Annotated in this window: 25 protein-coding genes; 9 read left to right on the top strand and 16 right to left on the bottom strand. The window is 41.3% G+C overall.

The features are described from left to right. Position 1 precedes the first annotated feature (1 nt). From LEPBI_RS13020 to LEPBI_RS13050, 7 genes are all read right to left on the bottom strand, one after another. Positions 2-766 carry an SDR family NAD(P)-dependent oxidoreductase gene (locus LEPBI_RS13020; protein WP_012389586.1) on the bottom strand — a complete coding sequence of 255 codons (765 nt, stop codon included), beginning with the start codon at positions 764-766 and terminating at the stop codon, positions 2-4. Then, the gene (locus LEPBI_RS13025; RefSeq protein WP_012476383.1) at positions 763-2,022 is read right to left on the bottom strand and encodes an AfsA-related hotdog domain-containing protein; all 1,260 of its coding nucleotides are present in this window, start codon (positions 2,020-2,022) and stop codon (positions 763-765) included. Before LEPBI_RS13025 ends, LEPBI_RS13020 begins: the two co-directional genes overlap by 4 nt. A 102-nt stretch (positions 2,023-2,124) precedes the next feature. Further along, positions 2,125-2,556, bottom strand: a complete 432-nt coding sequence (locus tag LEPBI_RS13030; protein ID WP_012389588.1) for a universal stress protein — start codon at positions 2,554-2,556, stop codon at positions 2,125-2,127. A gap of 152 nt (positions 2,557-2,708) precedes the next feature. After that, positions 2,709-3,512 (bottom strand): ABC transporter permease, encoded by an 804-nt coding sequence (locus LEPBI_RS13035; protein WP_012389589.1) that lies wholly within the window; start codon positions 3,510-3,512, stop codon positions 2,709-2,711. After that, entirely contained in the window at positions 3,502-4,419 is a 918-nt protein-coding gene (locus tag LEPBI_RS13040) for an ABC transporter permease (RefSeq protein ID WP_012389590.1), read from the bottom strand. The genes LEPBI_RS13035 and LEPBI_RS13040 overlap by 11 nt, the downstream gene beginning before the upstream one ends. A 10-nt stretch (positions 4,420-4,429) precedes the next feature. Continuing rightward, the gene (locus LEPBI_RS13045; RefSeq protein WP_012389591.1) at positions 4,430-5,455 is read right to left on the bottom strand and encodes an ABC transporter ATP-binding protein; all 1,026 of its coding nucleotides are present in this window, start codon (positions 5,453-5,455) and stop codon (positions 4,430-4,432) included. Positions 5,456-5,489: 34 nt separating this feature from the next. After that, a complete protein-coding gene (locus LEPBI_RS13050; protein WP_012389592.1) occupies positions 5,490-6,659 on the bottom strand; it encodes an ABC transporter substrate-binding protein in 1,170 nt (389 codons plus the stop codon). Positions 6,660-6,797: 138 nt separating this feature from the next. On the opposite strand from LEPBI_RS13050, the gene LEPBI_RS13055 reads away from it, so the two are divergent. From LEPBI_RS13055 to LEPBI_RS13070, 4 genes are read left to right on the top strand one after another with little or no spacing between them, the layout of a single operon-like run. Next, on the top strand, positions 6,798-8,255 hold the full coding sequence (locus LEPBI_RS13055) for an NAD-dependent succinate-semialdehyde dehydrogenase (RefSeq protein ID WP_012389593.1): 1,458 nt from the start codon (positions 6,798-6,800) through the stop codon (positions 8,253-8,255). After that, positions 8,252-9,541, top strand: coding sequence for a 4-aminobutyrate--2-oxoglutarate transaminase (gene gabT, locus LEPBI_RS13060; RefSeq protein WP_012389594.1), 1,290 nt, complete (start codon positions 8,252-8,254; stop codon positions 9,539-9,541). Before LEPBI_RS13055 ends, gabT begins: the two co-directional genes overlap by 4 nt. A 7-nt stretch (positions 9,542-9,548) precedes the next feature. Next, the gene (locus LEPBI_RS13065; protein WP_012389595.1) at positions 9,549-10,994 is read left to right on the top strand and encodes a gamma-aminobutyraldehyde dehydrogenase; all 1,446 of its coding nucleotides are present in this window, start codon (positions 9,549-9,551) and stop codon (positions 10,992-10,994) included. Between the two features lie 43 nt (positions 10,995-11,037). Next, positions 11,038-12,351, top strand: coding sequence for a DUF389 domain-containing protein (locus tag LEPBI_RS13070; protein WP_041769885.1), 1,314 nt, complete (start codon positions 11,038-11,040; stop codon positions 12,349-12,351). Positions 12,352-12,395: 44 nt separating this feature from the next. Here LEPBI_RS13070 and LEPBI_RS13075 read toward each other — a convergent pair whose 3' ends face one another. Then, a complete protein-coding gene (locus LEPBI_RS13075; protein ID WP_012389597.1) occupies positions 12,396-13,043 on the bottom strand; it encodes an LIC_11490 family protein in 648 nt (215 codons plus the stop codon). 85 nt (positions 13,044-13,128) lie between these two features. On the opposite strand from LEPBI_RS13075, the gene LEPBI_RS13080 reads away from it, so the two are divergent. Together LEPBI_RS13080 and LEPBI_RS13085 are read left to right on the top strand one after the other, a co-directional pair. Further along, positions 13,129-14,370 carry a SurA N-terminal domain-containing protein gene (locus tag LEPBI_RS13080; RefSeq protein ID WP_012476384.1) on the top strand — a complete coding sequence of 414 codons (1,242 nt, stop codon included), beginning with the start codon at positions 13,129-13,131 and terminating at the stop codon, positions 14,368-14,370. Then, on the top strand, positions 14,370-14,834 hold the full coding sequence (locus LEPBI_RS13085; RefSeq protein ID WP_012389599.1) for a chemotaxis protein CheX: 465 nt from the start codon (positions 14,370-14,372) through the stop codon (positions 14,832-14,834). The genes LEPBI_RS13080 and LEPBI_RS13085 overlap by 1 nt, the downstream gene beginning before the upstream one ends. Positions 14,835-14,906: 72 nt before the next feature. Here LEPBI_RS13085 and LEPBI_RS13090 read toward each other — a convergent pair whose 3' ends face one another. The 3 genes from LEPBI_RS13090 to LEPBI_RS13100 are packed head-to-tail and all read right to left on the bottom strand — an operon-like array spanning position 14,907 to position 18,437. Beyond that, entirely contained in the window at positions 14,907-15,851 is a 945-nt protein-coding gene (locus LEPBI_RS13090) for a tetratricopeptide repeat protein (RefSeq protein WP_012389600.1), read from the bottom strand. Further along, on the bottom strand, positions 15,848-16,576 hold the full coding sequence (locus LEPBI_RS13095) for an LIC_11485 family protein (protein ID WP_012389601.1): 729 nt from the start codon (positions 16,574-16,576) through the stop codon (positions 15,848-15,850). Before LEPBI_RS13095 ends, LEPBI_RS13090 begins: the two co-directional genes overlap by 4 nt. Before the next feature lie 4 nt (positions 16,577-16,580). Beyond that, entirely contained in the window at positions 16,581-18,437 is a 1,857-nt protein-coding gene (locus LEPBI_RS13100; RefSeq protein WP_012389602.1) for an OmpA family protein, read from the bottom strand. 50 nt (positions 18,438-18,487) lie between these two features. Between LEPBI_RS13100 and LEPBI_RS13105 the strand changes: the two genes are divergently transcribed. Then, entirely contained in the window at positions 18,488-20,128 is a 1,641-nt protein-coding gene (locus LEPBI_RS13105; RefSeq protein WP_012389603.1) for an ATP-binding cassette domain-containing protein, read from the top strand. Here the strand turns inward: LEPBI_RS13105 and LEPBI_RS13110 are convergent. From LEPBI_RS13110 to ompL47, 5 genes are all read right to left on the bottom strand, one after another. Continuing rightward, positions 20,125-21,207 carry an Lsa36 family surface (lipo)protein gene (locus LEPBI_RS13110; protein ID WP_226992784.1) on the bottom strand — a complete coding sequence of 361 codons (1,083 nt, stop codon included), beginning with the start codon at positions 21,205-21,207 and terminating at the stop codon, positions 20,125-20,127. The genes LEPBI_RS13105 and LEPBI_RS13110 overlap by 4 nt on opposite strands. Positions 21,208-21,292: 85 nt before the next feature. Beyond that, complete coding sequence (gene rdgB / locus LEPBI_RS13115) at positions 21,293-21,889, bottom strand: RdgB/HAM1 family non-canonical purine NTP pyrophosphatase (protein WP_012476385.1); 597 nt, start codon at positions 21,887-21,889, stop codon at positions 21,293-21,295. Further along, positions 21,886-22,236: an STAS domain-containing protein gene (locus LEPBI_RS13120; RefSeq protein WP_012476386.1), complete on the bottom strand. Its 351-nt coding sequence runs from the start codon at positions 22,234-22,236 to the stop codon at positions 21,886-21,888. Before LEPBI_RS13120 ends, rdgB begins: the two co-directional genes overlap by 4 nt. Then, entirely contained in the window at positions 22,214-22,924 is a 711-nt protein-coding gene (locus tag LEPBI_RS13125) for a ComF family protein (protein WP_012389607.1), read from the bottom strand. Before LEPBI_RS13125 ends, LEPBI_RS13120 begins: the two co-directional genes overlap by 23 nt. A 49-nt stretch (positions 22,925-22,973) precedes the next feature. After that, on the bottom strand, positions 22,974-24,056 hold the full coding sequence (gene ompL47 / locus LEPBI_RS13130) for a multi-beta-barrel domain surface protein OmpL47 (protein WP_012389608.1): 1,083 nt from the start codon (positions 24,054-24,056) through the stop codon (positions 22,974-22,976). 64 nt (positions 24,057-24,120) lie between these two features. Here ompL47 and LEPBI_RS13135 point away from each other — a divergent pair, with 64 nt between their 5' ends. Together LEPBI_RS13135 and LEPBI_RS13140 are read left to right on the top strand one after the other, a co-directional pair. Then, positions 24,121-24,762 carry a flagellar filament outer layer protein FlaA gene (locus LEPBI_RS13135; RefSeq protein ID WP_012389609.1) on the top strand — a complete coding sequence of 214 codons (642 nt, stop codon included), beginning with the start codon at positions 24,121-24,123 and terminating at the stop codon, positions 24,760-24,762. A gap of 95 nt (positions 24,763-24,857) precedes the next feature. Next, on the top strand, positions 24,858-25,307 hold the full coding sequence (locus LEPBI_RS13140; protein ID WP_226992785.1) for a hypothetical protein: 450 nt from the start codon (positions 24,858-24,860) through the stop codon (positions 25,305-25,307). Positions 25,308-25,347 lie beyond the last annotated feature (40 nt).

Below are 25,347 nucleotides of genomic sequence, written 5' to 3' on the forward strand. Positions count from 1 at the left end.
CTTATCTTGCCGTTTTTCCACCGTCAACAGGAATCACAGCACCTGTAATAAATGCAGCCCCGTCGCCAGACAACCAAACACAAGTTTTTGCAACTTCTTCTGGAGTTGCCATCCGACCTAACGCATAAGATTTCATTCTTTCTTTTTTAACTTCTTCTGGATTTGGGACATTCGCATAAAATACATCGTCCATTTCTGTTTGGATCCCACCTGGGCAAAGAGCAATCACTCTGATTCCATTTGCACCATACTCCAAAGCGGCTGATTTGGTCAGTCCAATGATTCCATGTTTTGACATAGAATATGGACCTGCCTTTTCTTTTCCTCTTAGCCCCAATGCTGATGATACATTGATGATCACTCCGCCATGCCCCTGTTTTAAAAATTGTTTTAACTCAAATTGCATGGATAAAAAAGTGCCTTTTAAATTTACATCCATTACGGAATCAAAAATATCTAATGGATATTCCGCTGTAGTTTTTAATACTCCAGAAATCCCCGCATTGTTGACTGCAACGTCGATGTGACCATATTGTTCGATGATGATTTCTACAAAATTACGAACTGCTTCCGATTGTGTGACATCACATTTGAAAAAAAGTCCATTCCCACCTTGTTTTTGAAGAAGAGAAAGTGTTTCCTCTCCTTCTTGTTTTCTGCGACCACAGAATCCAACCACATAACCAGCATTCGCATATTCTAATACGATTGATCTACCTAAACCAGATGTTCCACCCGTAACTAAAGCTACTTTTTTATCTTTCATTGGATTTCCCTATCTTCGATCAATCTTCCGTACCGATTGATCGCTTCCTTTACATTTGCCAGGTCTAGTTCCGATATTTCTTCAAACCGAAATCCAGCAAAAAAGGTATCTTCATTATTATCGTCTTCTTTTACCCATAATAAAATACAAGTTCCGTGTACGAAACCAACAATATCAAAATGCATAAAAAATTCGAGTTGTTGTTCGGTCGAAAGATCACCTGGATGGATCCCTGAGCAGCGCACCATAAATCCTGAATTTGAGATATTTTCAATCGTGGACACAATATTACGCCCATTTTCACGGATCGAAATGTTATTTTTGAATCTGTCCAAAATTCGAAATCTTGGATCGATTTCATATACTTCTTCTTGTGTGCTTTTTAAACGTTTGTAAACTTTTAAAGGCAGAATGCTTGCCGCCATTTCGATCTTGGTGATTTCTTGATTTTCTTGGTAGGCCGTAATCGCCAATTTTGAGTAGTTCCAGTATCCCGATTTGCTAAATTTTACTTCTTTCGCTTTTGCCCTGAGTTTAATGGGCATATTCATTTTTGCATATTGGAAAAATTCTGAATTCAAATATAACAATAAAAAGGTGACATCTTCAAAAGGAACTTTCCCAAACATATGATTGCATGCAATTCCAAATTGCCTTGATGCTTCGACAATTTGCATTCCTGAAATATGTTTGAGGTTGGGTGGGGAATAAAATTTGTGTGTGGGAGGAATGTATAAATTTGCAAAAAAAGTATCACGTTTGGGAATCTCTGGGAATCTTTCAAAGATAGCAGAGATCATTGATTTTTCCACATTCCCTACATAATAATCCCTACGTTTTACAAGTTGTAAAATTTTGATTTCATCGGCCTCTGTCACTTGGTCATTCAAAACATACTGTTCAATTTCTTTGTCAAAATGATAGAATTGGCTTAGAAATTCTTTTCCAGTTTCATCAATATTTGCTTCGGTTAAAATTCGATCGGCGGATAACTTTCGTATCCGAGAAGGAATTGTTTTGAGTTGGTAATAACTACCTGTTGAATCCTTCCTTTTGGTATAATAGTACAAAAGAAATTCTTTATCTGATTCGTTCAGTTTTGGCAAAACATCATTTTCCATGATGTCCGCAAAAATCATACGAGGTAAGGTCCTTCTTATGTTCGAAACAAAACTATCTTCTTGGTAGTAAGTGCGTGTGAATCGTTTATCAAGGGGTAAAACAGCGGGGAGTTCTTCTTTTTCGGAAACCTTCATTTGTATCAACCAGGAATCTACTCTAGGATTAGTCCGTAGATTCCAATGGGATACATTTCAGTGCAAGTAATTTAACATCGATTTGACAAAATTAAGTCAAATTCATCTAACAACCGTTACAGAACATGGTGCATAGTGTACAACTCGATCAGAAACACTGCCCATGATGAATCGACCTAAAATTCCATGGCCACGGCTACCGATCACGATCAGATCGGCTTTTTCTTTTTCTGCTAATTTACAAATTTCCTCAGCAGGATAACCTTCCAAAACAACACGATTCCATTTTACAGTCGTCTCATCTAAAATGGGATGGATTTTTTCAAATCTTTGTTCAGAGATCCATTTGACTCGGTCCTTTCCAGGAGGAGCAGCATCGTAATACCCTGGCAATGGACCAAAATCTTCGATGACTTCTACGACATAACAGATTGCATTACTTGCTTTGGCAATCGCGAGTCCAAATTCCAAGGCCTTTGCGGAACTGGGAGATCCATCAATGGGAATGATGAGCTTTTGAATTAATTTTTCCATACACGCATTCTACCATGTACCTGGATGTTGGGAAAGTGAATTTCCTTTGATAATTATCAAAGGAATCCATCTCTCATTTGTATCCCTTCTCTCCAAGAATCCTAAACAAATTCATTATTTTCTCAAATCCTGAAGTTTCCCCATGGAAATTCTTATTTTTTGCGACCGTCGTCCTCTTTGGTGAGGTAGTATGCCACAAGGATAGGAATCGTTGTGACGAGGATCACAAATACAGCAACTACGTTTGTCACGGGCCTTTGCCTTGGACGAATGAATTCTGTTAACATCCAAATAGGGACTGTGGATTGTTGACCCGCTGTAAAAGTTGTGACAATCACTTCATCGAATGATAGTGCAAAAGACAACATTCCTCCAGCTAACAATGCTGTTGCGATATTTGGCAAAATCACAAACCGAAACGTTTGCCAAGGATTGGCTCCTAAATCCATAGAAGCTTCCACCATTGAATGGGAACTCCTTCGTAACCTTGCGAGCACGTTATTGTAAACAGTCACAATACAAAAGGTCGCGTGGGCAATGACGATGGTCCATGTGCTAAACGGGATTCCAAAAAGTGACATGGCAGATCGCAGTGAAATCCCTGTGACAATCCCAGGAAGGGCAATTGGTAAAATCACAAGAAATGATATGATCTCTTTACCAAAGAACTGACTTCTATAAACAGCAAGGCATGCGAGTGTTCCCAAAAAGATCGCAATAAACGTAGAGATCAAGGCAACTTGTGAGGAAAGGATGATGGCTTCCCAGATGTCATTTCGTTCCCATGCCACTCCAAACCACTTGGTCGTAAAACCTGGGAGTGGGAACTGGAATGTTTTTTCATCAGTGGAAAATGCATACATGATGATGATGAGGATAGGGATGTGGATGAATAAAAAACCGAAGAGTGTCGCCGTTTTTAAACCGATTGATCCTAAGTTCCATTTAGAGCGCATCAAAAGCTCCTAATCGTTTTGCAATCGATAAATAAATCATCATGATGATGATCGGGACAACGGAAAAAGCTGCAGCCAGTGGGATGTTTCCGGCTGTTCCTTGGTGGGTGTAAACTGCCATTCCAATGAAATAACTCGAATTCCCAATGATGGTCGGAATGATATAATCACCTAAACTTAAAGAAAAAGTGAAAATGGATCCTGCCACTACCCCTGGGAAGGCTAATGGTAATATCACCTTACGAAAGGTTTGTGAAGGGCCTCCCCCTAAGTCAGAAGATGCTTCTAACAACGATTTGGGGATCCTTTCGAGAGAAGCCTGGATGGGCAAAATCATATACGGAAGCCAAATGTATACAAATACAAGAAACATACCGAGATAAGAAAATGACAAAGAACTTCCTCCGATGACAGGGAGAGCAAGAATAGCGTCTAACACATTCATAAGTCCAAGCCTTTCCAAACACCAAGTAAGGATTCCTTCTTTAGCCATAATGAGTTTCCAGGAATAAACTTTTACCAAATAACTGGACCAGAGTGGTAACATCACACCCAAATACAAAATGGGTTTTAACTTAGGACCTGCATTCATTGCCATATAATAAGCAATTGGGAAAGCAATGATGGCACTCACAACTGTGACGGTAAAAGCCATGGTGGAAGTTCGAATGATGATGTCCCAATTGGTGCTTTGCCGAAACAGATCATAATACGATTCCAGAGTGAACTCTCTTTTGATGACTCCAGAGAACGAATCGACTGAAAAAAAACTTTGGATGAGGAGAGTAAATAAAGATCCAAGGTAAACCACTCCAAGCCAAATGAGAAGTGGGGCTAGTAATAGAAAGAGAGCCAAACTCTTTCTGTAAAACAAAAAGGTAAAAAACTTATCAAAGGTACTCGTCATTTTGATTCCCTTATAACAGGTGCATGTCGGAATCTTTCCAACCCACAAGTACTTCCGATCCAACAGCTATATGATCAGCTGAAATTTTTAAATTTTGAGTGGATGCAATGATACGCGAACCATCTGGCGTTTGAAAATGCATCTTCGATGTAGCCCCCGAATACACTTGGCTTTTCAAAATGGCTTTGAAAGTCCTATAACCTGTGGAATGGTTGTCCTCTTTTGCATTGGCAAACACATGCACTCGTTCAGGGCGAACCATTAGTTTGCCATCTCGGCCAGTAAGGCGTTTTGTTTCTTCAACACTTAATATATTAGAAGTTCCAACAAAGTTCGCAACAAACTCAGTTTTGGGGCGGTTGTACAATTCTTCTGGTGAGGCAATTTGCTCCACTTTCCCTTTATTAAAGACGGCAATGCGGTCAGACATAGAGAGGGCTTCTTCTTGGTCATGGGTGACAAAAATAAATGTGATCCCCACTTCTTTTTGAATGGCCTTAAGTTCCAATTGCATCTCTTCTCTAAGTTTTAAATCAAGGGCACCTAAAGGCTCGTCTAACAGAAGTACACCAGGTCGATTGATGAGGGCTCTGGCGAGAGCAATCCTTTGCCTTTGTCCACCTGATAATTCGGATGGTTTTCTGTTTCCCACATCGGGAAGGCGAACCATCGAAAGCATTTCGGAAACTCGTTTTTGAATTTCTGCGTTCGGTAGATTTTTAATTTTTAAACCATATCCCACGTTTTCGGCAACGGACATATGGGGGAATAAAGCATAATCTTGGAATACTGTGTTTACATTTCTTTTGTAAGGAGGAATGCCTGTGACATCAACTCCTTCCAAAAGAACCCTTCCTGAACTTGTATCTTGAAAACCTGCCACCATACGGAGGCAGGTAGTTTTACCAGACCCGGAAGGGCCTAACATCGAAAAGAACTCACCTTTCTTTATCCCAAAGGAGACATCATCCACCGCTATAAATTGGTCGAATTTCCTAGTTACATTTTGAAATTCAACATCGTAAATTTGGTCCATTCTATCTCCTTTAGAACTCTTTTGATGTTAGGATTTATTTACTTCCAATGATGGAAATATAATCTTCTGCCCATTTTTTATAAGGCACACATTTTCTTCCACCGGAACAATCTTCTTTTGGAGTTCTCCAAAATGAGATTTTTTCAAAGTTATTGAAACCGTTTACCGCACACCCAGTGTCCCCAAGGAGAGCGTTGCCTTTACAAGCAGATGGAACAGAAGGAACAGAACCAAACCAAGATGCTAAGTCACCTTGCACTTTTGGAGATAGAGAGTGTTCCATCCATTTGTAGGCACAGTTCACGTGTTTAGAATCTTTGTGTAACATTGTGCTATCTGCCCAACCAGTCGCTCCTTCCACAGGAACAATGGAAGCCACAGGTTGTTTTTCACTCACAAGTAAATTCACTTGGAATGGCCAAGTGGAGGAAGCCACTAAACCTTCTTTTTTGAAGTCATCCACTTGCACCATTGCATCATGCCAGTATTTTGGAACAAGTTGTCTTTGTTTCTTTAAGATTTCGATGACAGCATTGTATTGTTTTTCATCCAATTCATATGGATCTTGAATCCCTAACTCAGGTTTTGCGACTTTTAGATACAAAGCAGCATCGGCAATGTAAATAGGTCCGTCGAATGCTTGCACTCTTCCTTTGTTTGATTTTCCATCAGGAAGCACTTGTTCTTCAAACACAACATTCCAACTGGTAGGTGCTTTTTTGAAAACTTTTGTGTTGTACATAAGTACGTTCGGTCCCCATTGGTAAGGAACTCCGTAATGTTTACCATCCACTGTATGCCAAGGAGCATTTTGTAAACGGGAATCTACATTTTTCCAACTTGCGATGAGGTCCGTGTTGATCTCTTGGACTTTTCCACCCGCAACCAATCGAAGGGAAGCATCACCTGACGCAGTGACTAAATCAAATCCACCTTCATTCATAAGTGCTACCATCTCATCCGATGTAGCGGCAGTTTTTACATTTACTTTACAGCCTGTATTTTTTTCAAATTCAGTGACCCAGTCATATCCTTTGTCTGTCTCACCACGTTCAATGTAACCTGGCCAAGCAACGATGGATACTTCTCCTTCGCCTTGTCCAATTTCGGAAACCTTTGTTTCTTTTTTACCGCAGGCAACCGCAAATGCGATCGAAAGTACTGCTGTAAAAAAAACCACTCGTTTGTATGAATCGAATTTCATAAACCTATGTGCTCCTGGTTTTACTTATGTCAGGCATTAGATACCAAAAAATTAAAATTAAGCAACCAATTCTGAAGATTTCAAAAAAAAGGTAGGAATTTTTATAAGGCAAGGTTTCTGTGAAAGCACAGGTTTGGTATGAAATACATCAAAGACAAAGACCTTTTTCGCCAGGAAAATTTCATCGGTGGGGTTTGGTGCCTTGCAGAAAACAAAAAAGAAATTTTAGTACAAAACCCTGCAACCGGGGAAACCATCGGGAACATCCCCCACTCGACTGAAAAAGATACATTGATCGCCATTCGTTCAGCAAAGGAAGCATTTGCCGATTGGAAGTCAAGACCTGCCAAAGAACGAGCGGGAATCTTACGCAAATGGTTCCAACTCATGATGGAAAACCAAGAAGACCTAGCCCTCATCATGACCCAAGAACAAGGAAAGCCCCTAACAGAAGCTAGGGGGGAGATTGCCTATGCTGCCTCCTACATTGAATGGTTCGGGGAAGAAGCAAAACGTTCGTATGGAGATGTCATCCCTTCTCACAGAAAAGACACTCGGATCTTAGTTTTAAAAGAACCCATCGGAGTTGTCGGAACCATCACTCCTTGGAATTTCCCTGCCGCTATGCTTGCAAGAAAAGTGGCCCCTGCCCTTGCGGCCGGTTGCACAGTGGTATCAAAACCGGCTGAACTCACACCCTATTCCGCACTTGCAATGGCGGTCCTTGCCGAACGTGCGGGACTTCCGAAAGGCGTCTGGAACGTGTTAGTTGGTGATCCAATTGCCATCGGGAAAGCAATTTTGGAAAGTAAGGACGTTCGTAAACTCAGTTTCACAGGTTCCACCAAAACGGGTATGTACTTGATGGAAAAATCAGCTGCCACTTTAAAAAAACTTTCATTGGAACTTGGTGGAAATGCTCCCTTCATCGTATTTGAAGATGCGGACTTAGACGAAGCCGTCAAAGGTGCGATGCTTTCTAAGTACCGAAACACAGGCCAAACTTGTGTGTGTGTGAATCGGTTCCTCGTACATACATCTGTCGCGGAGTCTTTTTCCAAAAAACTCGCGGAAAAAACCAAAGAACTGGTTGTTGCCAATGGAATGGAGCCGAGTGCCAGCCAAGGACCCTTAATCAACGAAGCAGCCGTTGAGAAAGTTAAATCCCATATCCAAGATGCAGTGGGCAAAGGTGCCAAGGTACTCATCGGTGGCAACACACACCCATTAGGTGGGAATTTCTTTGAACCTACCGTTTTGTATCCTGTGAATTCTTCCATGATGGTCACAAAAGAAGAAACCTTTGGCCCTGTCTCCTGTATCCAAACCTTTCAAAACGAAGAAGAAGCCATCCATCTAGCCAATGATACCGACTTTGGACTCGCTTCTTATTTTTACACGAAAGACATGGCTCGTATTTTTCGAGTCGCCGAACAGTTAGAATATGGCATGGTAGGCATTAACGAAGGGATCATTTCTTCCGAACAAGTCCCTTTTGGCGGAGTCAAATTTTCAGGAATGGGAAGAGAAGGCTCCAAATACGGTCTCGATGATTATACGGTAACCAAATATCTCTGCCTCGGAGGAATCAAATGACGGGCAATCAAAAACAAACCAACAAAACTCTATGGGAAAGAAGGCTTAAAAACGTTCCGAGAGGGGTCACTACCGCCTATCCTGTGTTTGCCGAAAAAGCTACCAATGCAGAAATTTGGGACATTGAAGGAAAACGTTTCATCGATTTTGGTGGTGGGATTGGTGTACAAAACACGGGGCATTGCCACCCAAAGGTGGTGGCAGCCATTCACAAACAAGTGGACAAGGTGCTCCATACGGCTTTCCAAATTATGCCCTACGAACCTTATATTGATCTTTGCGAGAAACTGAACGCCAAAGCACCGATCGACGGGGAAGCCAAAACCATTTTATTTTCCTCTGGTGCCGAAGCCCTCGAAAATGCAGTGAAAATTGCAAGAGCTGCGACTGGCAGACCAGGGATCATCAGTTTTCTCGGTGGATTCCACGGTCGTACCATGATGGCACTGGCTCTCACAGGAAAGGTCATTCCTTATAAAAAAGGCTTTGGTCCATTTGCAAGTGATGTCTACCACATCCCTTTCCCCATGGAATACCATGGCGTGACAGAAGAGGATTCGATTAAGGCATTACATAATTTATTCAAAGCAGACATTGACCCAGGCCGAGTGGCGGCCATCGCCATCGAACCCGTGCAAGGCGAAGGTGGGTTTTACATTGCATCCCCAAGTTTCTTAAAAAAACTGAGAGCCATTTGTGATGAACATGGGATTTTACTGATTGCCGATGAAGTACAATCTGGATTTGCAAGGACAGGGAAACTGTTTGCCATCGAACATTCCGGAGTGAAACCAGACCTCATTGCAACTGCCAAATCACTCGCGGCAGGGATGCCACTTTCTGCTGTGATTGGAAAAACTTCGATCATGGATTCAGTGGAACCAGGTGGACTTGGCGGAACTTATGCGGGAAACCCAGTGGCGTGTGCGGCAGGGATTGCCGTGATGGATCTCATCGAAGAAGAAGGCATCCTTCAGAAATCAGTGAATCTTGGCAAACTTCTCATCCAGGAACTGAATGAAATCAAAAAAACCAATCCCAATATCGGCGAAATACGCGGATTAGGTGGAATGGTTGCCTTTGAGCTTGTGGAAAACGGAGATCCGAACAAACCATCTGCCGATATGGCAAAAAAATTAACGGCAAAAGCGTTAGAACATGGGCTTGTTTTACTTTCTTGTGGTGTGTATGGAAACGTCATTCGGATTTTAGTTCCCATCACAGCAGAAGATGCGATTGTAAAAGAAGGTCTAAACATCATTACAAAATCATTAAAGGAAATCTAACCCAAGTATGAAACAGTATAAACTTTGGATTGATGGAAAGTGGACAAACACATCCGGCGGAAAACCAATGGACATCGAAGACCCTGCCACTGGCAAAAAAATTGCAACTGTTGTTGATGCCAGTGCCACCGATGTAGATAAGGCTGCGAAAGCGGCACACAAAGCCTTTTATGATGGTCGGTGGTCTGGTCTTACACCAAGCGAACGTTCCAAGGCAATTTGGAAATTAGCAGACCTACTCGAAGAAAAAACAAAAGAATTTGCAAAATGGGAATCCCTGAATGCAGGGAAACCTTACAAAAACTTAAGTTTGGCGGGAGACATTCCCTTTGCCATCGATAACATTCGTTTTTTTGCAACGGCTGCGCGAGATGTACATGGAAGCCGTGCCAATGAATACCAACCAGGGTACACTTCAATTTTAAGAAGAGAACCAGTCGGTGTTGTTGGCCAAATTGCCCCTTGGAACTATCCACTCCTGATGGCAGTTTGGAAATTTGGACCAGCCCTTGCCGCAGGATGTACAGTCATCTTAAAACCAGCTCCAGGAACTCCAATCACTACACTCATGTTAGCTGAGCTTACCAAAAAAGCAGGGATTCCAGATGGAGTGATCAATATAGTCACTGGTGGAAACGCCACGGGACAAGCCATTGTGGACCACCCACTTGTGAGAATGGTGTCACTCACCGGATCCACAGGGACTGGAAAAAACATCATGAAATCCGCTTCGGATTCATTGAAGCGAGTGCATTTGGAGCTCGGAGGAAAAGCACCACTGGTTGTCTTTGATGACGTTGACATCAATGTATTTGCCGCAAAAGCGACGTTTGGTGCCACTTGTAATTCAGGACAGGATTGTACAGCAGCCACAAGAATCATAGTTCCCAAAGCGTTACAAAAAAAGATCACAGAAGCAGTGGTGGATGCCATGAAGGCCGTTAAGGTGGGAGATCCCTTTGGCGACAAAACAGAAATGGGGCCACTCATCTCAGCCATTCACAGAGAACGAGTCATCGGTTTTATGGACCGAGCCAAAAAACAAGGTGCCAAAATCCTAACGGGTGGTGGCATCCCAAAAGGCCTAGACAAAGGATACTTTTTTGAACCAACGGTTGTGACTGAGGTGAAACAAAACTTTGATATTGTTCAAAATGAAATTTTTGGGCCAGTGCTTACCATCCAAACCTATGACAAAGAAGAGGAGGCTGTCAAACTTGCCAATGATGTCAACTACGGACTTGCTTCTTCCATTTGGACAAAAGATGTAGCACGCGCTATGCGAGTAGCAAAACAATTGGAGTTTGGAACGGTTTGGGTGAATGACCACCTCCCACTTGCATCGGAAACACCACATGGTGGTTTCAAACAATCTGGATTTGGAAAAGATCTATCGATTGAATCAGTGGGTGATTACCTCATCACAAAACATGTAATGGTGGGCGGAGTGTAAATTCTCATTTACATTTTAGAATTCTTTGGATGTCTATTACTCCATGGCATCCAAAGAAAACTCTATTGTCTCTTTTTTCCAATGGTTAACCCCTCGATTCCACTTACTTGATGATTTAGACAAACCAGGTACAATCGAATCAGTACAAAAAGGTGGGGAACTTGTTGGTTCCAATCTTTGGACCCTCATCTTTGCCATCTTCATTGCAAGTATCGGCCTCAATGTCAATTCCACTGCTGTCATCATTGGAGCCATGCTCATCTCTCCCCTAATGGGTCCCATCGTTGGCATTGGATTTGCTGCCGCAACCAATGACTTTGACCAATTGAAACGATTTTTACGAACCCTTGCTGTCGCAACGATTGTAAGCATCGCCACATCCTTTATTTATTTTTCCCTCTCGCCCATCAGTGAAGCCCAATCCGAACTTTTGGCACGAACGACACCCACAATTTATGATGCACTCATTGCTCTCTTTGGTGGGGCCACTGGGATCATTGCCAATACCAGAAAAGAAAAAGGAACAGCCATTGCCGGTGTTGCGATCGCCACGGCCCTAATGCCTCCACTCTGCACGGCAGGATTTGGACTTTCTCAAGGCAATTGGATGTACTTTTTTGGGGCAACATATTTGTATCTCATCAACTCCATCTTTATCGCCATCGCGACTTTCATTTTTGTGCGTTATATGGACTTTCCAAAAGTGGATTGGGGTTTGTACAAAGAAAAGGAAACCAAGGTAAAACTGTATTTGTCTCTTTTTGCCATCATTGTACTCATCCCTTCCGTTTTCACGGCGTTCCAAATTGTTCGCACATCCTACTTCAAAGGAAAGGCAGAAGAGTTCATCCGAAAAGAAATCATCACAGATGGAAGAAGGGTTTTAGAAAAAAATATTGTGTATGGAACCAAACCAAAAATTGAAATCACTCTTCTTGGTTCTAAGATTGATCCCACACAAGAAGAGGAACTCAAAAACAAATTGAAGTATTATGCAATGGATGGAGCCGAACTAATCTTACACCAAGACCTTTCCACAACGGGTCTCGACAAACTAAAATTTGAAATCCTTTCTGAGATTTACCAAAACCAAATGAATTTGGGAACATGGAATACAGAGATGATCGCAAAAGAATTACAAATATTTTTCCCAAACTTAGTGACGGCCAGTTTTGCCAAAACCAAAAAGTTTGATATGAATGAGAATCTATATCGCGACACCAATCTGTTTGATTCAGAATGGAAAAAAATCCCATCCAAAGAGGAAATGTTGAAACTAGAAGCTTATATCCAATTGCGTTCGGGAGAAAAAGAAATTGAAGTCATCACAAGGCTCCATTCCAACACAAAACCATAAAGTGAGCAAAGGTGGAATGTATCCTAAAAAGTTTGGATCGAGATTTAGGTAAGAGCCGCTTGTTTTAGAAACTCTTTAAAGGTATCAATTTCTTTTGTGAAAAAAACAGGTCTTGGAGATTTGATGTCCTTCAATAAAAAAACAATGCCTTGGTTGTGAAGTACAACTTGTTCCAATTCATCAGGTGTGTATGTATATGTAACATTTCCTGAATGGAACAAAAACCTTCCATTGTCTTCTCGTAAATTACCATTCCCTACACGTTTAAAATTGCGGAGTCCATCTTCCATCAAATCCAAATCATTCGATTCTTCACCAAACAAAAGTTTACCTGAATGGTCCAAATATAAGGTTCCATCGATGGTAAAATGGCTTTCTTTGGGAGGTGTTGGTTCCGTTTCTAAGTTCCCAAACTCGGTGGGCCTAAGGACTTCCGACTTTTGGACAACGGAAGGAGTTGGTTCTTCAGGATAGGAATAGGATAGGTGGCGGTCTTCCGAAATGGCCCGTTCCTTTCGTATCCTCTCATCTAGTTGCGGCGGAACAGGAGTCGATTGGGGCATCCGGAATTGGCCCTGAGATTGGGGTTTTCGAGATGAGTAGGTAGTTTGTTTCGGTTTCTGGGGAGAAAGCGCCACATAAATGAAGCATAAAACTCCCACGAGGATCATTGCGAATGCGGCAAACAACATACTACCTATATTATCTTTCCAAAGTAGAAATCCCTTGATTACATTTTTTCTTTACAAGGGTTTTAGAAACGGAAACCTTTCCTTTATGTTCGAAGATGAACCCTCTACACTCAAAGAAAAAATTTATCGTACCATCATTGCTCTCTTTTTATTCATATTGGTAGGAACCCTGATCATCACCTTTTTGCCTGGGGATGCGGAACAAAGTCTCATTGGAGCCATTACTGGCCAAAATTCCACCAAAGCGGGTTCTGTCGCAGGGAGAAGTATCCCAGTGGATTATTTTAACGCAGCGAAACGAGATTGTTACTACCGTTACCAACAATACGGCCGAGAGACCGCTCAAAATTCGGAACTCCTCAATTCCTGTGCGTATTCCACAGTTAGGGAAATGTACATTGCAAACGACATCGCCGCTGCGGTAGGGTTCCAAGTTTCGGAAATCAGCATCAAACGGGAAATGTCGAAACAAGCACGGGAGATTCATAAAGAATCAGTCTCACAAGCAGGTTACGGTGAAGAAGATTCTAGATCCCTGACAGAAATCTACCAACAAATCTATCGTTCTGCACCCATGTATTACCGCATTGATTCTGCAACCGGGTATGCTTTATTTCCCAATTTCCTCGACCAACCACTCGCTCCCTCCGAAAATGAGGCAGAGTTAGAAAGTGAAGCCAAACGTGCCAAAATTTCTTTCCGATTGGTCGCCATTTCTGAGGTCAATTTATTGAATGCCGTTGAATCCAAGATCAATATCACGGATGCGGAATTACAAAAAGAATACGAAAAGGAAAAACAAGAAGGGAACCTTTCGAAAGATCCTTCTGGAAATTTTGTCAGTTTTGAGGTAAGAAAACCTCTCCTATTGTCCAAACTCAAGTTCGACCGCAAACGAAAAGAAGTAGAAGTTTGGAAAGGTCGCATCGGTCAAAAAATTTCTGAACCCAATGCCCTCGATGCCATTGCGAAGGAAGCAGGACAACCAATCGAAACAGTTTCGGGTGTTTCTTTGTCAGATTTGAAACTGGTGACATCCAATCGTGGGAATACATACCGATTGGCAAATTCAGGTCAATTTTGGGAATCATTGGCAAACGATCCGTTTAGCAAAAAAACGGTCGTTGGGCCTTTCTCTGATAATGACAAACAGGTCTATGTGGAATTCAGCGAATTAACCTACGGACAACCCACAGTCAAAGCACCGAAGGACCAAGCAGCAGATTTTTTGAAACAAAGGCAACTTCTTAGCTTTTTTCTTGAAATAAACCAGTCCTTAGCAGCAGAATACAACGTAGAGAAAAAAGGTCTTCTCTCTTTAGAATAATGCAAATCAAAGCCGACTTCATCAACCCATTCCTGGAAGCAGCCACCATCGTGTTTCGCGATGTTTTACAACAGGATCTGATCCGTGGAAAAATTGGGATCAAAGATTCCCCAGCTCCGAGCCATGAAATCGCCATTGTGATTGGAGTCGTCGGATCCTTTAGTGGTGAAGTCGTTTATAGCATGAACTATGATGCGGCTTATAAAATTTCTCGAAAACTAGTGCCTGGTTTGTCTGATGACGATGTCAAAAACGAATACAAAGACATCTTAGGTGAGATTGCCAACATGACAACGGGGAATGCGATGAATATCTTTACATCCGCAGGTCAGTCAGTAGAGATCACAACACCAAATATCCAAGAAACACAAAACACTTCCGTTCGATTCAACAAAAAGCCAACGCTTTCTATCAACCTATACTCTAAATTTGGACGGATCGAAGTGAATGTCGCCATCGCTTGATGGCAACTGGTTTCTTTCCCAATTCGAATCCATAAGTCTGTTTTTAGATTCGATCGATCTTAAGAATTTAGTTCAAATCGCAGAACCGAGAACACGCAATCGTTCACGGGTTTCCTTACGGAAATCGTAGCCTGGTTTTGGGTTTTTCCCCTCGACTCCATTTAAATACAATTGGTAATATTTAAGAGATCGTTCTAAATCACGTTCGTCCCAACTGCTTTCATAAATCTTTCCTAAATAATAATGCGCAGGTAAAAACTCTTCCGACTCTTTAAAATTTTTGATCACTTGGACAAGTTGGTGAGCTGCCGACCGGTATTCTTTTTTGCGAATCAGAAGAACCGCCATTGCATAATTGGCTCTCGGTGTCAGTTCGGGGTGTTTGGGAAATTCTGTAACAAGTTTTAGATACTCTTTGTATGCTTTTTCTTCTGATTCAGGATTACCAATTCGATCAAGGGATCTTGCCAATTCAAATTGTGACTTTATTTTTAAATCGGGGTCTTCCTGTTTCTCCACCAAACCAGAAGACTCTTTTTCCTTTCCATCTAGTCCAAATAAATTGGTATTTTCCACTCGAGAAAATTTTGCCACTTCCCCTTCTTTTCCATATGAATCAGCAAACTCTTGTTCTGCGGATTTTTTTTGGTCTCGGGAAAGGTATGCTTTTCCTTTTTGATAGGAGGCTTTTGAAGGATCGATGACTTCTTTCTTTTTTTTCTTTTTGGAGTCTGTTTTGGAACTTGTGAGGTTTAGATCCGTCTTTGGTGGAGGCTCTGAAACCGTTAACGTTTCCACTTTTGTATCTTTCATATCTCCATTTGTTGGTTTGGATGGATCTAACTTGTCGGATTCTTTTGGAATGGATTCGTTCCAAGTTTCCGGGAAGGGTAAAAAGATTTCTTTACTCTCAGCATGAACTCCTGATACCAAACTGATGAAAAGCAGAGTGAATGCAAAGAAGATTGGATCCCAAAATTTGGAATACAAATGCGATTTTAAAAAACCAAAATTCATCGTAATTCTTTCGGAATCCGTTCTAAACTTCTAGGTTTTCCTAATCCTTCTTTCGTTTCAGAAGGTTTTGGGAGTTTCAAAGTTTCTAAATTCTTCTCTTCGTTTTTTTCCTTCACTTTTTTTTCCAAATCAGCAACTCGAGATAACATCTTTTGCATACGAAGTTCTGTATCGGAGTCATTGGAAGATTCCGTATTATCTTTCGGTGCGACTGGTAATACATCGATGGGTGCGGGAATCAGGCCATCACCTGACGGCGTGTAAATGGGAGGAACAGATGTATCTTCTGCTTTACGATTGCGAAAATCATATTCTTTTCCTAAAAAATCTTGTTCTTCAGGGATCGTATCATGAGTATAACCGTTTGATTCTCGTTCGCTTATGAAATCAAACTGCATCTTACGGTTGGATTCATATTTTAAGTCTTCCGGGTCAGACATTCGCACATCCTTTCGTTTGCGATTGTAGTCCCTTTCAATTTCCATGATGAACAAACTTCTAGTGTCTTGCGCTAATTGTTGGCCTTGTGGTTTTGCATTTTCCCAACCATTGGACCAACCAATGTAAATTGCCATGATGAGAAAAAATACAAAGAGAGCGATGGCGATTTTTTTGAGTAGGTCTTGGACTTGTGGGGGGATTTTGTCCACGAGGCCATCCACTGCCCCCATCATTTTTTGGGTGTCTACATTGACTTTGGGTATATTGATATTTTTGATATCCACTGTATTACTCTTCCAAAATTTTAAAAACTACCCGACGGTTGACGGCACGGCCTTCTTCCGATCCATTCTCAGCAATGGGGTTCGATGGACCAAGCCCCACAACAGAAATCCTCGAATCCTCTATTTTATGTTTAGACTTCAAATAAAAGGCAACTGAATTTGCACGTTCCAAGGATAACTTTTGGTTGGCGGACTTTGTACCAACATTGTCTGTATGCCCTTCGATGAGTACCTTTAAATTGGTCGTTTTTTTCAAAATTCCTGCCAATCTGTCTAGTTCTGGTTCGGATTCTTTGGCAAACTCAGACGAACGGAAGGCAAAAAACAAATTGTTCATCACAATTTGGTTTCCTTTTTTCAATTTCGGTAAAACGAGGAGAACTGTTTTTTCTTTCTCTTCCTTTTCTTTACCCACCAAATTTAAGTTTTGTGAAACTGGAAGGTAACCTTCTTTTTCCCCATAAAATCCATAATTTTCTTCGTAGGGTAATATGATGCTAAACTCACCTGTGTTTGGATCACTGATGGTGGATCCTATTGTTTTTTTCTTTAAGAGAGATTCGTATTGCACAAAGGCTGAAAGTGCCTTCCCCTCTTCATCTACAACTTTGCCTTTGATCACAACCACGGGATCTGGTTGGAAATGATGGGGGATGGCCGCCATAAAAAGTTCCCCATCTCTCGATACATAAGCCCAATTGCCAACAGCAGGAATACTAAAAAAGTTAACACCCCTTAGGTTAGGTGACAACTCTTGTGGTTCAGACCACATAGTCCAGGAATCTCCATTCCTTCTCGAAATGAATATTGATATCCCTTCTTTCCTTCCGGAAGATGAAAAATACAAAGTTCGATCATCGGGTCCAAGGAAAGGAGCCATCTCCTCTTCTCCGGTGTTTAGAGTGCTACCTAAATTGATCCCTTCTTCAAAGATTCCAGATTCATTTTGAATGCTGGCGTATAAATCCAATTTACCAAAATTTTTCTTCTGTTGCGCTGAATAAATGAGTGTTCGTCCACTCGAAGACAAGGCAGAACCACCAAATACTTGTTGGTTGGGATTGTCTGCCTTTTTGTACCAATTATAAAAAGTAGGGAATGGAATGGGACTTGGTAACGTCCAACCAGTTTCAGTTTTACGTGTTTTGTAAAGTGGTGCTCGGTTTTGGATTTTTTCCGATCGTTCTTTATACTCGTTTTCTAATTTTGTGAGAACAATATGGAACTCTTTGGCATTGGCCGCTTCTCTTGTGGCAATTTGAGACTTCTGCGTCATCTCTCGTTTCAATTGGTCGAGTAGTTCCTCTTCTCCAAAATTACCAAAAACAAAAAGTTCATTCCCACCAGGTAAGGCAGAAATCACTGCCGAGGGATAACGATTGTTTAATGGTGAAGGCAATTGTTCCCCTGCCATCCAAAATCCGTATTGGTCCCTTTTAGAAGCCCAAACTTTTTGTGTGGATCTTCCCCCTTCGCGGACAAGGGCTGTCCAAAACAAAACCTTTCCATCCGGGGTACATTGGGGATTAAAGGAAAAGAGACCTTGAGTCACATACCGTGGTATTTTTTTTAAGGTCCAATCAGGAGTTTTTCCTGTTTCGAAGGGTTCCATTTCATAACGGATGGGAGAACAGACTTCCCCTTGCACATCGCATAACATCCGTACCTTTTTCCCACTCAAATAAGCGAGTTCTTCTTGCAAAATCGTATTCGAAATGCGGAATACTTGTTTCTCGGTCCGCAGAAGATGGCCGGTATTGATAAGGTCCCCCTCCAAAACCTGGATTCCATTTTTAATGCTTTGCGAACTCGTGAGCCCGCTCCCAAAAAGGAAGAGAATGATGAGAAGAATCCGTGCCATACCATACGAAATGTCGGTTGAAACCTCCGATTCCCTTAGAAAATTGACCTATGATCCAAGCTAGCGGCATTACAGTCTCCTTCGGGAAAAAACCCCTTTTCGAAAACGTCTCCATCAAGTTCAAACCGGAGTGCCGTTATGGGCTGATTGGAGCCAATGGTTCGGGGAAATCGACCTTTATGAAGGTCCTCGCGGGCATTTTACAGCCATCTGCGGGCTCCGTAGTCCTCGACAAGGACATCAAGGTGGGGTATTTGAAGCAGGACCACTATGAATACGAAAATGAGACCGTTTTAGGGACTGTTTTACGGGGGAATCCAGAACTTTGGAGCCTCATGGCAGAACGGGATGCCATTTATGCCAAAGAAGACATGACGGACGAAGAAGGGATCCGTATTTCCGAAATTGAGGAGCTATTTGCCGATATGGGAGGCTACGAGGCCGAATCGGTTGCTGGAGAGCTTTTGGAAGGACTCGGAATCCCAACCACTGCGCACAGCCGCCCACTTAATTTTTTAACTGGTGGATTCAAATTACGGGTTCTCCTTGCCCAAGTTCTCTTTTTAAAACCAGATGTCCTTCTCCTTGACGAACCAACAAACCACTTGGATATCAAAACCATCCACTGGCTCGAGGAACTTCTCACGAATTATGAAGGTGTGGTGATTGTCATCTCCCACGACCGTCACTTTATCAATTCCGTGGCAACCCATATTGCCGACTTAGATTATAATACCATCCGAGTTTTCCCAGGAAATTACGACGATTTTATGATCGCCGCAGAGCAGTCACGCGAACAACTTATGAGTGATAGCAAACGTGCAAAAGAAAAAATTGCCGACTTACAAGAGTTTGTTTCAAGGTTCTCCGCCAATGCAAGTAAATCCAAACAGGCGACCTCTCGTCAAAAGATGATCGAAAAAATCAAAGCTGATATGGTGGATGTGAAACCTTCCTCCCGTGTTGCACCTTACATTCGTTTTAAGGCAAAACGAGTTTTGGGAAAGGATGTATTTGAAGCCATCAATGTCTCCAAGTCTTATGATGGAAAGCCCGTCATCAAAGACTTTAGTATCTCCATCACCAAAGGGGAAAAAGTGGGAATTGTGGGTACAAACGGTGTAGGAAAAACGACTCTTCTCAAAATGTTATTAAAAAAATTAGAACCGGATTCAGGACAAGTGAAATGGGGAGATTCAGTCGAAACTTCCTTTTTTCCACAAGACCACCGTGAGGCGATGGAACCTGATGCTGACACACTTGTGGAATGGTTACTCCGAAACTCACCGCAAGGAACAGAAGTACAAGAAATTCGTGCCATCTTAGGAAGGATGTTATTTTCAGGAGACATGGCAAACAAATCCACTACGGTTTTGTCTGGAGGCGAAAAATCAAGGATGATCATTGGAAAAATGATCCTTGCTTGCGACAATGTCATTGCACTCGATGAACCTACAAACCACTTAGACTTAGAAACCATTGAGGCATTAAACTACGCTTTATCATTGTTTGATGGAACTGTGATCCTTGTTTCGCACGATAGGGAGTTTATTTCCTCACTTTGTACACGGATCATTGAAGTGACTCCAGAAGGAATCAATGACTTCAAAGGGAATTACGAAGAATTTTTGGAACGAGAAGGAAGTGATTTTTACAAACGGCTCACTGGAGGAGCGATTCTTTCGACTTAAAATTGATAATTCAGGGAGAGATTCGCGGATTGCATCTCTCTCCCTGCCATCAGTTCCGTTGTCACACTAAAATTCCCCTGCCCTAATCGAAATCCCAAACTGCCATAACCAAAACTTGACACATGGTCATATCTTGTGTTCAGTCTGATTCCCAGTACGCTTGGGTCCGAACTGAAGTCATCTGGATTGGCCCTAGTCGAGATAAGAGAATACCGGCTCACTTGGAGTGAGGTAAACCCATGATTGTATACACAACCAATTCCAGGTACGATCGATAAAAATCCAATGGTCCAATTGTATTTTACATCAAAAGAAAAGGACGAAATTCTCGACTGATAAAACAAATCATTCACTCCGAGCCACCTTCGTTTATCACCATCGATTCGAAATTGTGTTGGCCTTCTGTCATACGAACTTAAATACAGATCTTGGTTGGTTTGGAAAAATCCAATTCCATAGGAAAAACCAGAAGATTCTGGAAAATAACGAAACAAAACTCCATAATTCTGAATTTTTCCCCTAACTTCTGTATTACGAATTTTCACAAACGGTATGTTAGCCTCACTAAACTCGTAAGGGAAAAAATGTGTGGTGAGATTCCAACGTTTCGCGTATCCATGAGAAATCCATTCCCCTAAATTGGTTGTGAAGTTGATCGATGGTGAGGCAGCGACACCTTGTTTTGGTAAATTACGAAGTTCCGAATTTTCATAATAAAAATCTCGGGCTTTTGATTGACCTCTCGATATCGTATAACCGAGTCCCAATCGATAGGAAGTTATATTTTGTCCACCCGATTGGTTGGAATTGAGATTTTGTAAGACTGCATTCTCTCCCATGGAACGTAAAAACCCATTTGTATATATACGATCGAGTGCAGGCCCTGCAAAATTTCCTAATACCTGGTATTCGGTAGGGATATTCGCACATTCCCCACCGATACACAACACTTGCGCTTCTAATCCGAAAGCATTGGCAAAGAGCATAGGGGAAAAACAAAGGAATGTATATAGGATCCAAGAAAATCGATTCAAATTAGAAACTACATTTGCCATTACTTCGGAACCTGGTTTTGTCATCTATTCCAATGTCTGATTTTATTCGTACAATGCCGATCTAGTGTAATCGCTCCCAAAATCAATTGGAATTTTAGAGTAACATTCGTTATTGGATAGTTTGAAACCATTCCAAAAATAGTTCCATCGCTTTTTTTCTATGAGAGACTTTGTTTTTCTCTCCTTCAGGTACTTCTGAAAAACGTTTCCCAAACTCTGGGTAATAAAAAATAGGATCATATCCAAAACCAAATTTTCCCAATTCATCGTAATCAGATGCAATGAGGCCTTCTACTTTTCCTTCAAATGAAACTTGATGGTTCGCATCCACAAAACTGACCACACAAGAGTAATGAGCCTTTCGATTATGATTGGTTCCTAGTTTATTTAGCAAATACAATGCCCTATCTTTATCTGATAACCCTGGCCCACCAAACCTTGCCGATAGGACTCCAGGTTCACCACCCAATGCATCCACAGAGATCCCCGAATCATCTGCAAACGAAGGAAAACCTGTTAGGCGAAAGAGTTCTTTGGATTTGATAAAAGAATTTCCAACAAATGTGGATTCTGTTTCTTCTGGAGAAAATGGAATTCCGAGAATTTTGGGTGTGACAATTTCATACCCGAAGGGTGAGAGTAACATTTGCATTTCTTTCGTTTTATGGTCACTGCCAGATGCAAATGCTAATGTTTTTTTTGTCAGTGTGAATCTTCCTCGTCGAGTTGGAATCCTTCCATTGCGGAAGCAAGGTCTGGAAAAATTTCGAATACTTTATCAAGCATAGTAATCTCAAACAATTGAATCAAATCTTCATCCACAACTATCACTTTGATGTCGCCATTCATAGGCTTTAACTTACGTTTGGTGGCAACAAAAATCCCGAGCGCAGTGGAACATATATGATGCACTTTGGTTAAGTCTAAAATGATTTTTTTAACGGAACCTTGGGTGAGTTTCGATAGTTCTTTTTCAATTTCATCGGAATCCACTTTTAATATGGCACCCGAAAATTTGATAATCCTTATGTCATCCTTGACTTGAACATCCATTCGATTCAATCACCCCACTTAACATGAAAACTACGCAAGTCACCTTCCTAGCACCTCTCAGTTTGTATAACCGAGCGATTTCGTTCAAGGAAGCCCCTGTCGTAAATATATCATCTACGAGTAGAACATGAAGTCCTTCTATGATTCTATCACTTTTTATGAATTCAAATGCCTTTTTTGCATGAAAAAATCGGTCTTCAAATGGTTTCTCTGACTGTTTGTCCTTCGAAATCTTACGGAGACTCGTATCTTCCCTTAGATTCTGGCATTGGATGAGTTTATTTCGCAAATACCAGGCAGCATGATAAGGCCTAGGGCCAGATTTGGCCTTGGAGGGAACGAGCGAAAAAAAATCAGGTGGATCTTCCTTCCACAGTTTGGGTAGGCGCTTCCATCCGATGCAAAAGAACCTCGCGATTTGTTTTTCATTTTGAAATTTCAACGAAAGGAAAAGTTCTTTTAACCAATCATTTCGGATCTGAAACGAATAGGAATCCTCGTAGAATAGGAAACGATCCTTGGGTTTGGGAATTGGTACGGGACCATTCCTTCTATGTTTCCCCATGGATTCTAATTTTGTGCAGGGTTTACAAAGTCCTAAGAGTTCTGAAAAGAAATCATTCCTTCCACAATGAATACAATACTTGGGAAATAAAAATGTCAGAAGTGAAAAAAAAACCCCTCTCATAATGAAAGGGGTTTTTGAAGTAAGAGATTGGTCTTACTTTTTTAAAATCTTATTTAGCAGGAGTAGAAGGTTGTGGTGCCGGAGCTGCTTCTACTTTTGGTTCTTCTGTTGATTTTTGAATGGTAGATGTAGGAGGAGTCAGGTCAACACTGAGTTTCACTTCCACGACATCGGATTGGTTCCCAACATTGTCAACAGCCATTGCTTTGATCACATGGTCACCTTGTGTTTCAATTGCAATTGCTTCTACATATGGTTTGAATTCTTCTTCGTCAATTTTGACTAAGATTTTTTTCACACCAGATTCTTTGTCAGTTGCATTCACATAAAATACGTTGCCTTTTCTTTGGAAATTTTTTCCATTGATATCCACTAAAGGATAAGAAGGAACGATTTCAATTGTAGGTTTTACATCGTCAACTGTGATGATCATAGATGATTCTGGAGAAGAGTTTCCAGATTTATCAGTTGCAGAGTATTTAATTACGTTAGCTCCACCATTTTCTAATTTGATGGGATCAGCATAAGATTTAGCAGCTTCTTGGTTGATGCTAAATTGTACTTTTTCAACACCTGTTTGGCGGTCTTCCGCTACAATCGTATAAGTGTTGTTTTTCGATGCGAATGGTACTCCATCTAAAACAAAGAGTTGTTCTTGTGGAACAAGGCTCACTCGTGGAGCAGTATTGTCTACATTCACAACAAGGATTTTAGGAGTTTCAGAGTTACCAGCTTTATCAACGGAACGATAGTAAATTTCTGTGAGTCCTTCTTCGGAAATACGGATTGGTTGAGTGAATCTTCGATACTCACCGTTTTTTGGTTTCCATTCAATGAAATCAATCATAGAGGAATCATCTTTTGCATCTAAGGAAAAGGAAGTTTTGCTTGTGATGAAAAGAGCGGGTGCATCAGTTGTAGAAGCCCCAGCTTCTTTTTTGTCTCCCAAAATGTCTTTTACAGTTGTCTCAGCTTTATCAACACCGTCTTTGGCTTGAGTAGAGGTAGATTCCGTTTTTTGAATCGCCTGGTCTTTTGTGGAAGTAGTGGCTTTAGGGTCAGCAACCTGTGCTGTGATTTGGCCTGCGAAAAAAATTGTTAAGATGGCCAAAAGGTATTTGTGCGCCTGCATTTGTATGTGTCTCCTTTTTACAGATAAAACATATATATCCTCTTTCTAAGGAAATATTGTCAACATGATTGCTTTAAGAAATACGATAATCCTGATACTTTTTCTATTTTGCCAATGGGAATCACATATCTTAGGTGAGAGTGGCATTTGGAGAGAAATCTTACTCGAAAATTTTGAACTTTCGAATTTTAATGCCGAGAATTTGCGCACAAAACTAGAAAAAGGAACAAAACTTCCTGAAATCTCCCTCTCCACTAATTTTACAGCACCCATCCCCGGTTCCAAACAAGCCCTCGTGATACGTATCCCAAAAGATGCAAATTTGCCGTTTTCCTTATACTTTCCGAAGCCCATTGAAGTGAATGCTTTCATCAAAGAAATTTCAATCCCCATTTATTCCTCTAGATCTAGCGGGAACCTAACACTCATCATCGAAACACAAGATGCAGAAGTGAAACAACTCAACCTCACATCGCTTAATTATCGTGGATGGAAAACAATCACCGTATCCATTTCCAAAAATTTTGACCAAAACGATCGAGTTTTTTTACAAAAAAGCTCCATTCGTATTTTAGGATTTTTTTATTTACCATATGAAAACAATGATCCCAACCAAGAAGTGCTCATTGCCATCGATGATATAACTGCCATTGTACGAGACAAATATAGACCTCTCCGAAACAAAGAAATCCTACTAGAAGATTGAGGATTCACCAAGATTTCCTTGACTTTCTCTTGGAATTCCCTTTAAAAAAACTCTTTTCTTCCCAACCTCATGGCTGAACCTGATCCTAAATGGAAATGGAACTCTCCTTAGAACAATACGAAACCCTTCTCAAATTAGTCTATATGGGAGACTGGGTCATTTCCACATTACAAGCCAAAGACAGGTCTGAAGACGAACCAGATTCCGATTCTCGGTATGCAGATGTTGTCCGCCATGTGTTTTCCCAAGCAGAACATGCAGGCCTTGGCAATATTGTTCAAATCGACCAAAACAATGGAGAACCCTATCTCACTCGTGAGTTTGAAGAAGAAAGTGGCCTTGTGGACATTTTGGAAGACTACGAAGACGAAGTATTTTGGCAAGCTCTCATTGAACGATTGGCTCACCGCGATTTTCTCCGCCACTTCGGCGAAACTGCGATTTCCCAGATGGCCATTGAAGAACGGATTGAAAAAGAAACTCCTTTCCATGACAAATGGGCGACTGAATTCCATGAAAATGGATTAGAAAATATCAAAACCTAGGATCCAAACGACAAAACGTTCCTTTTTGTTCGCTAAAAAA

This window comes from Leptospira biflexa serovar Patoc strain 'Patoc 1 (Paris)' (assembly GCF_000017685.1).
GTDB lineage: Bacteria > Spirochaetota > Leptospiria > Leptospirales > Leptospiraceae > Leptospira_A > Leptospira_A biflexa.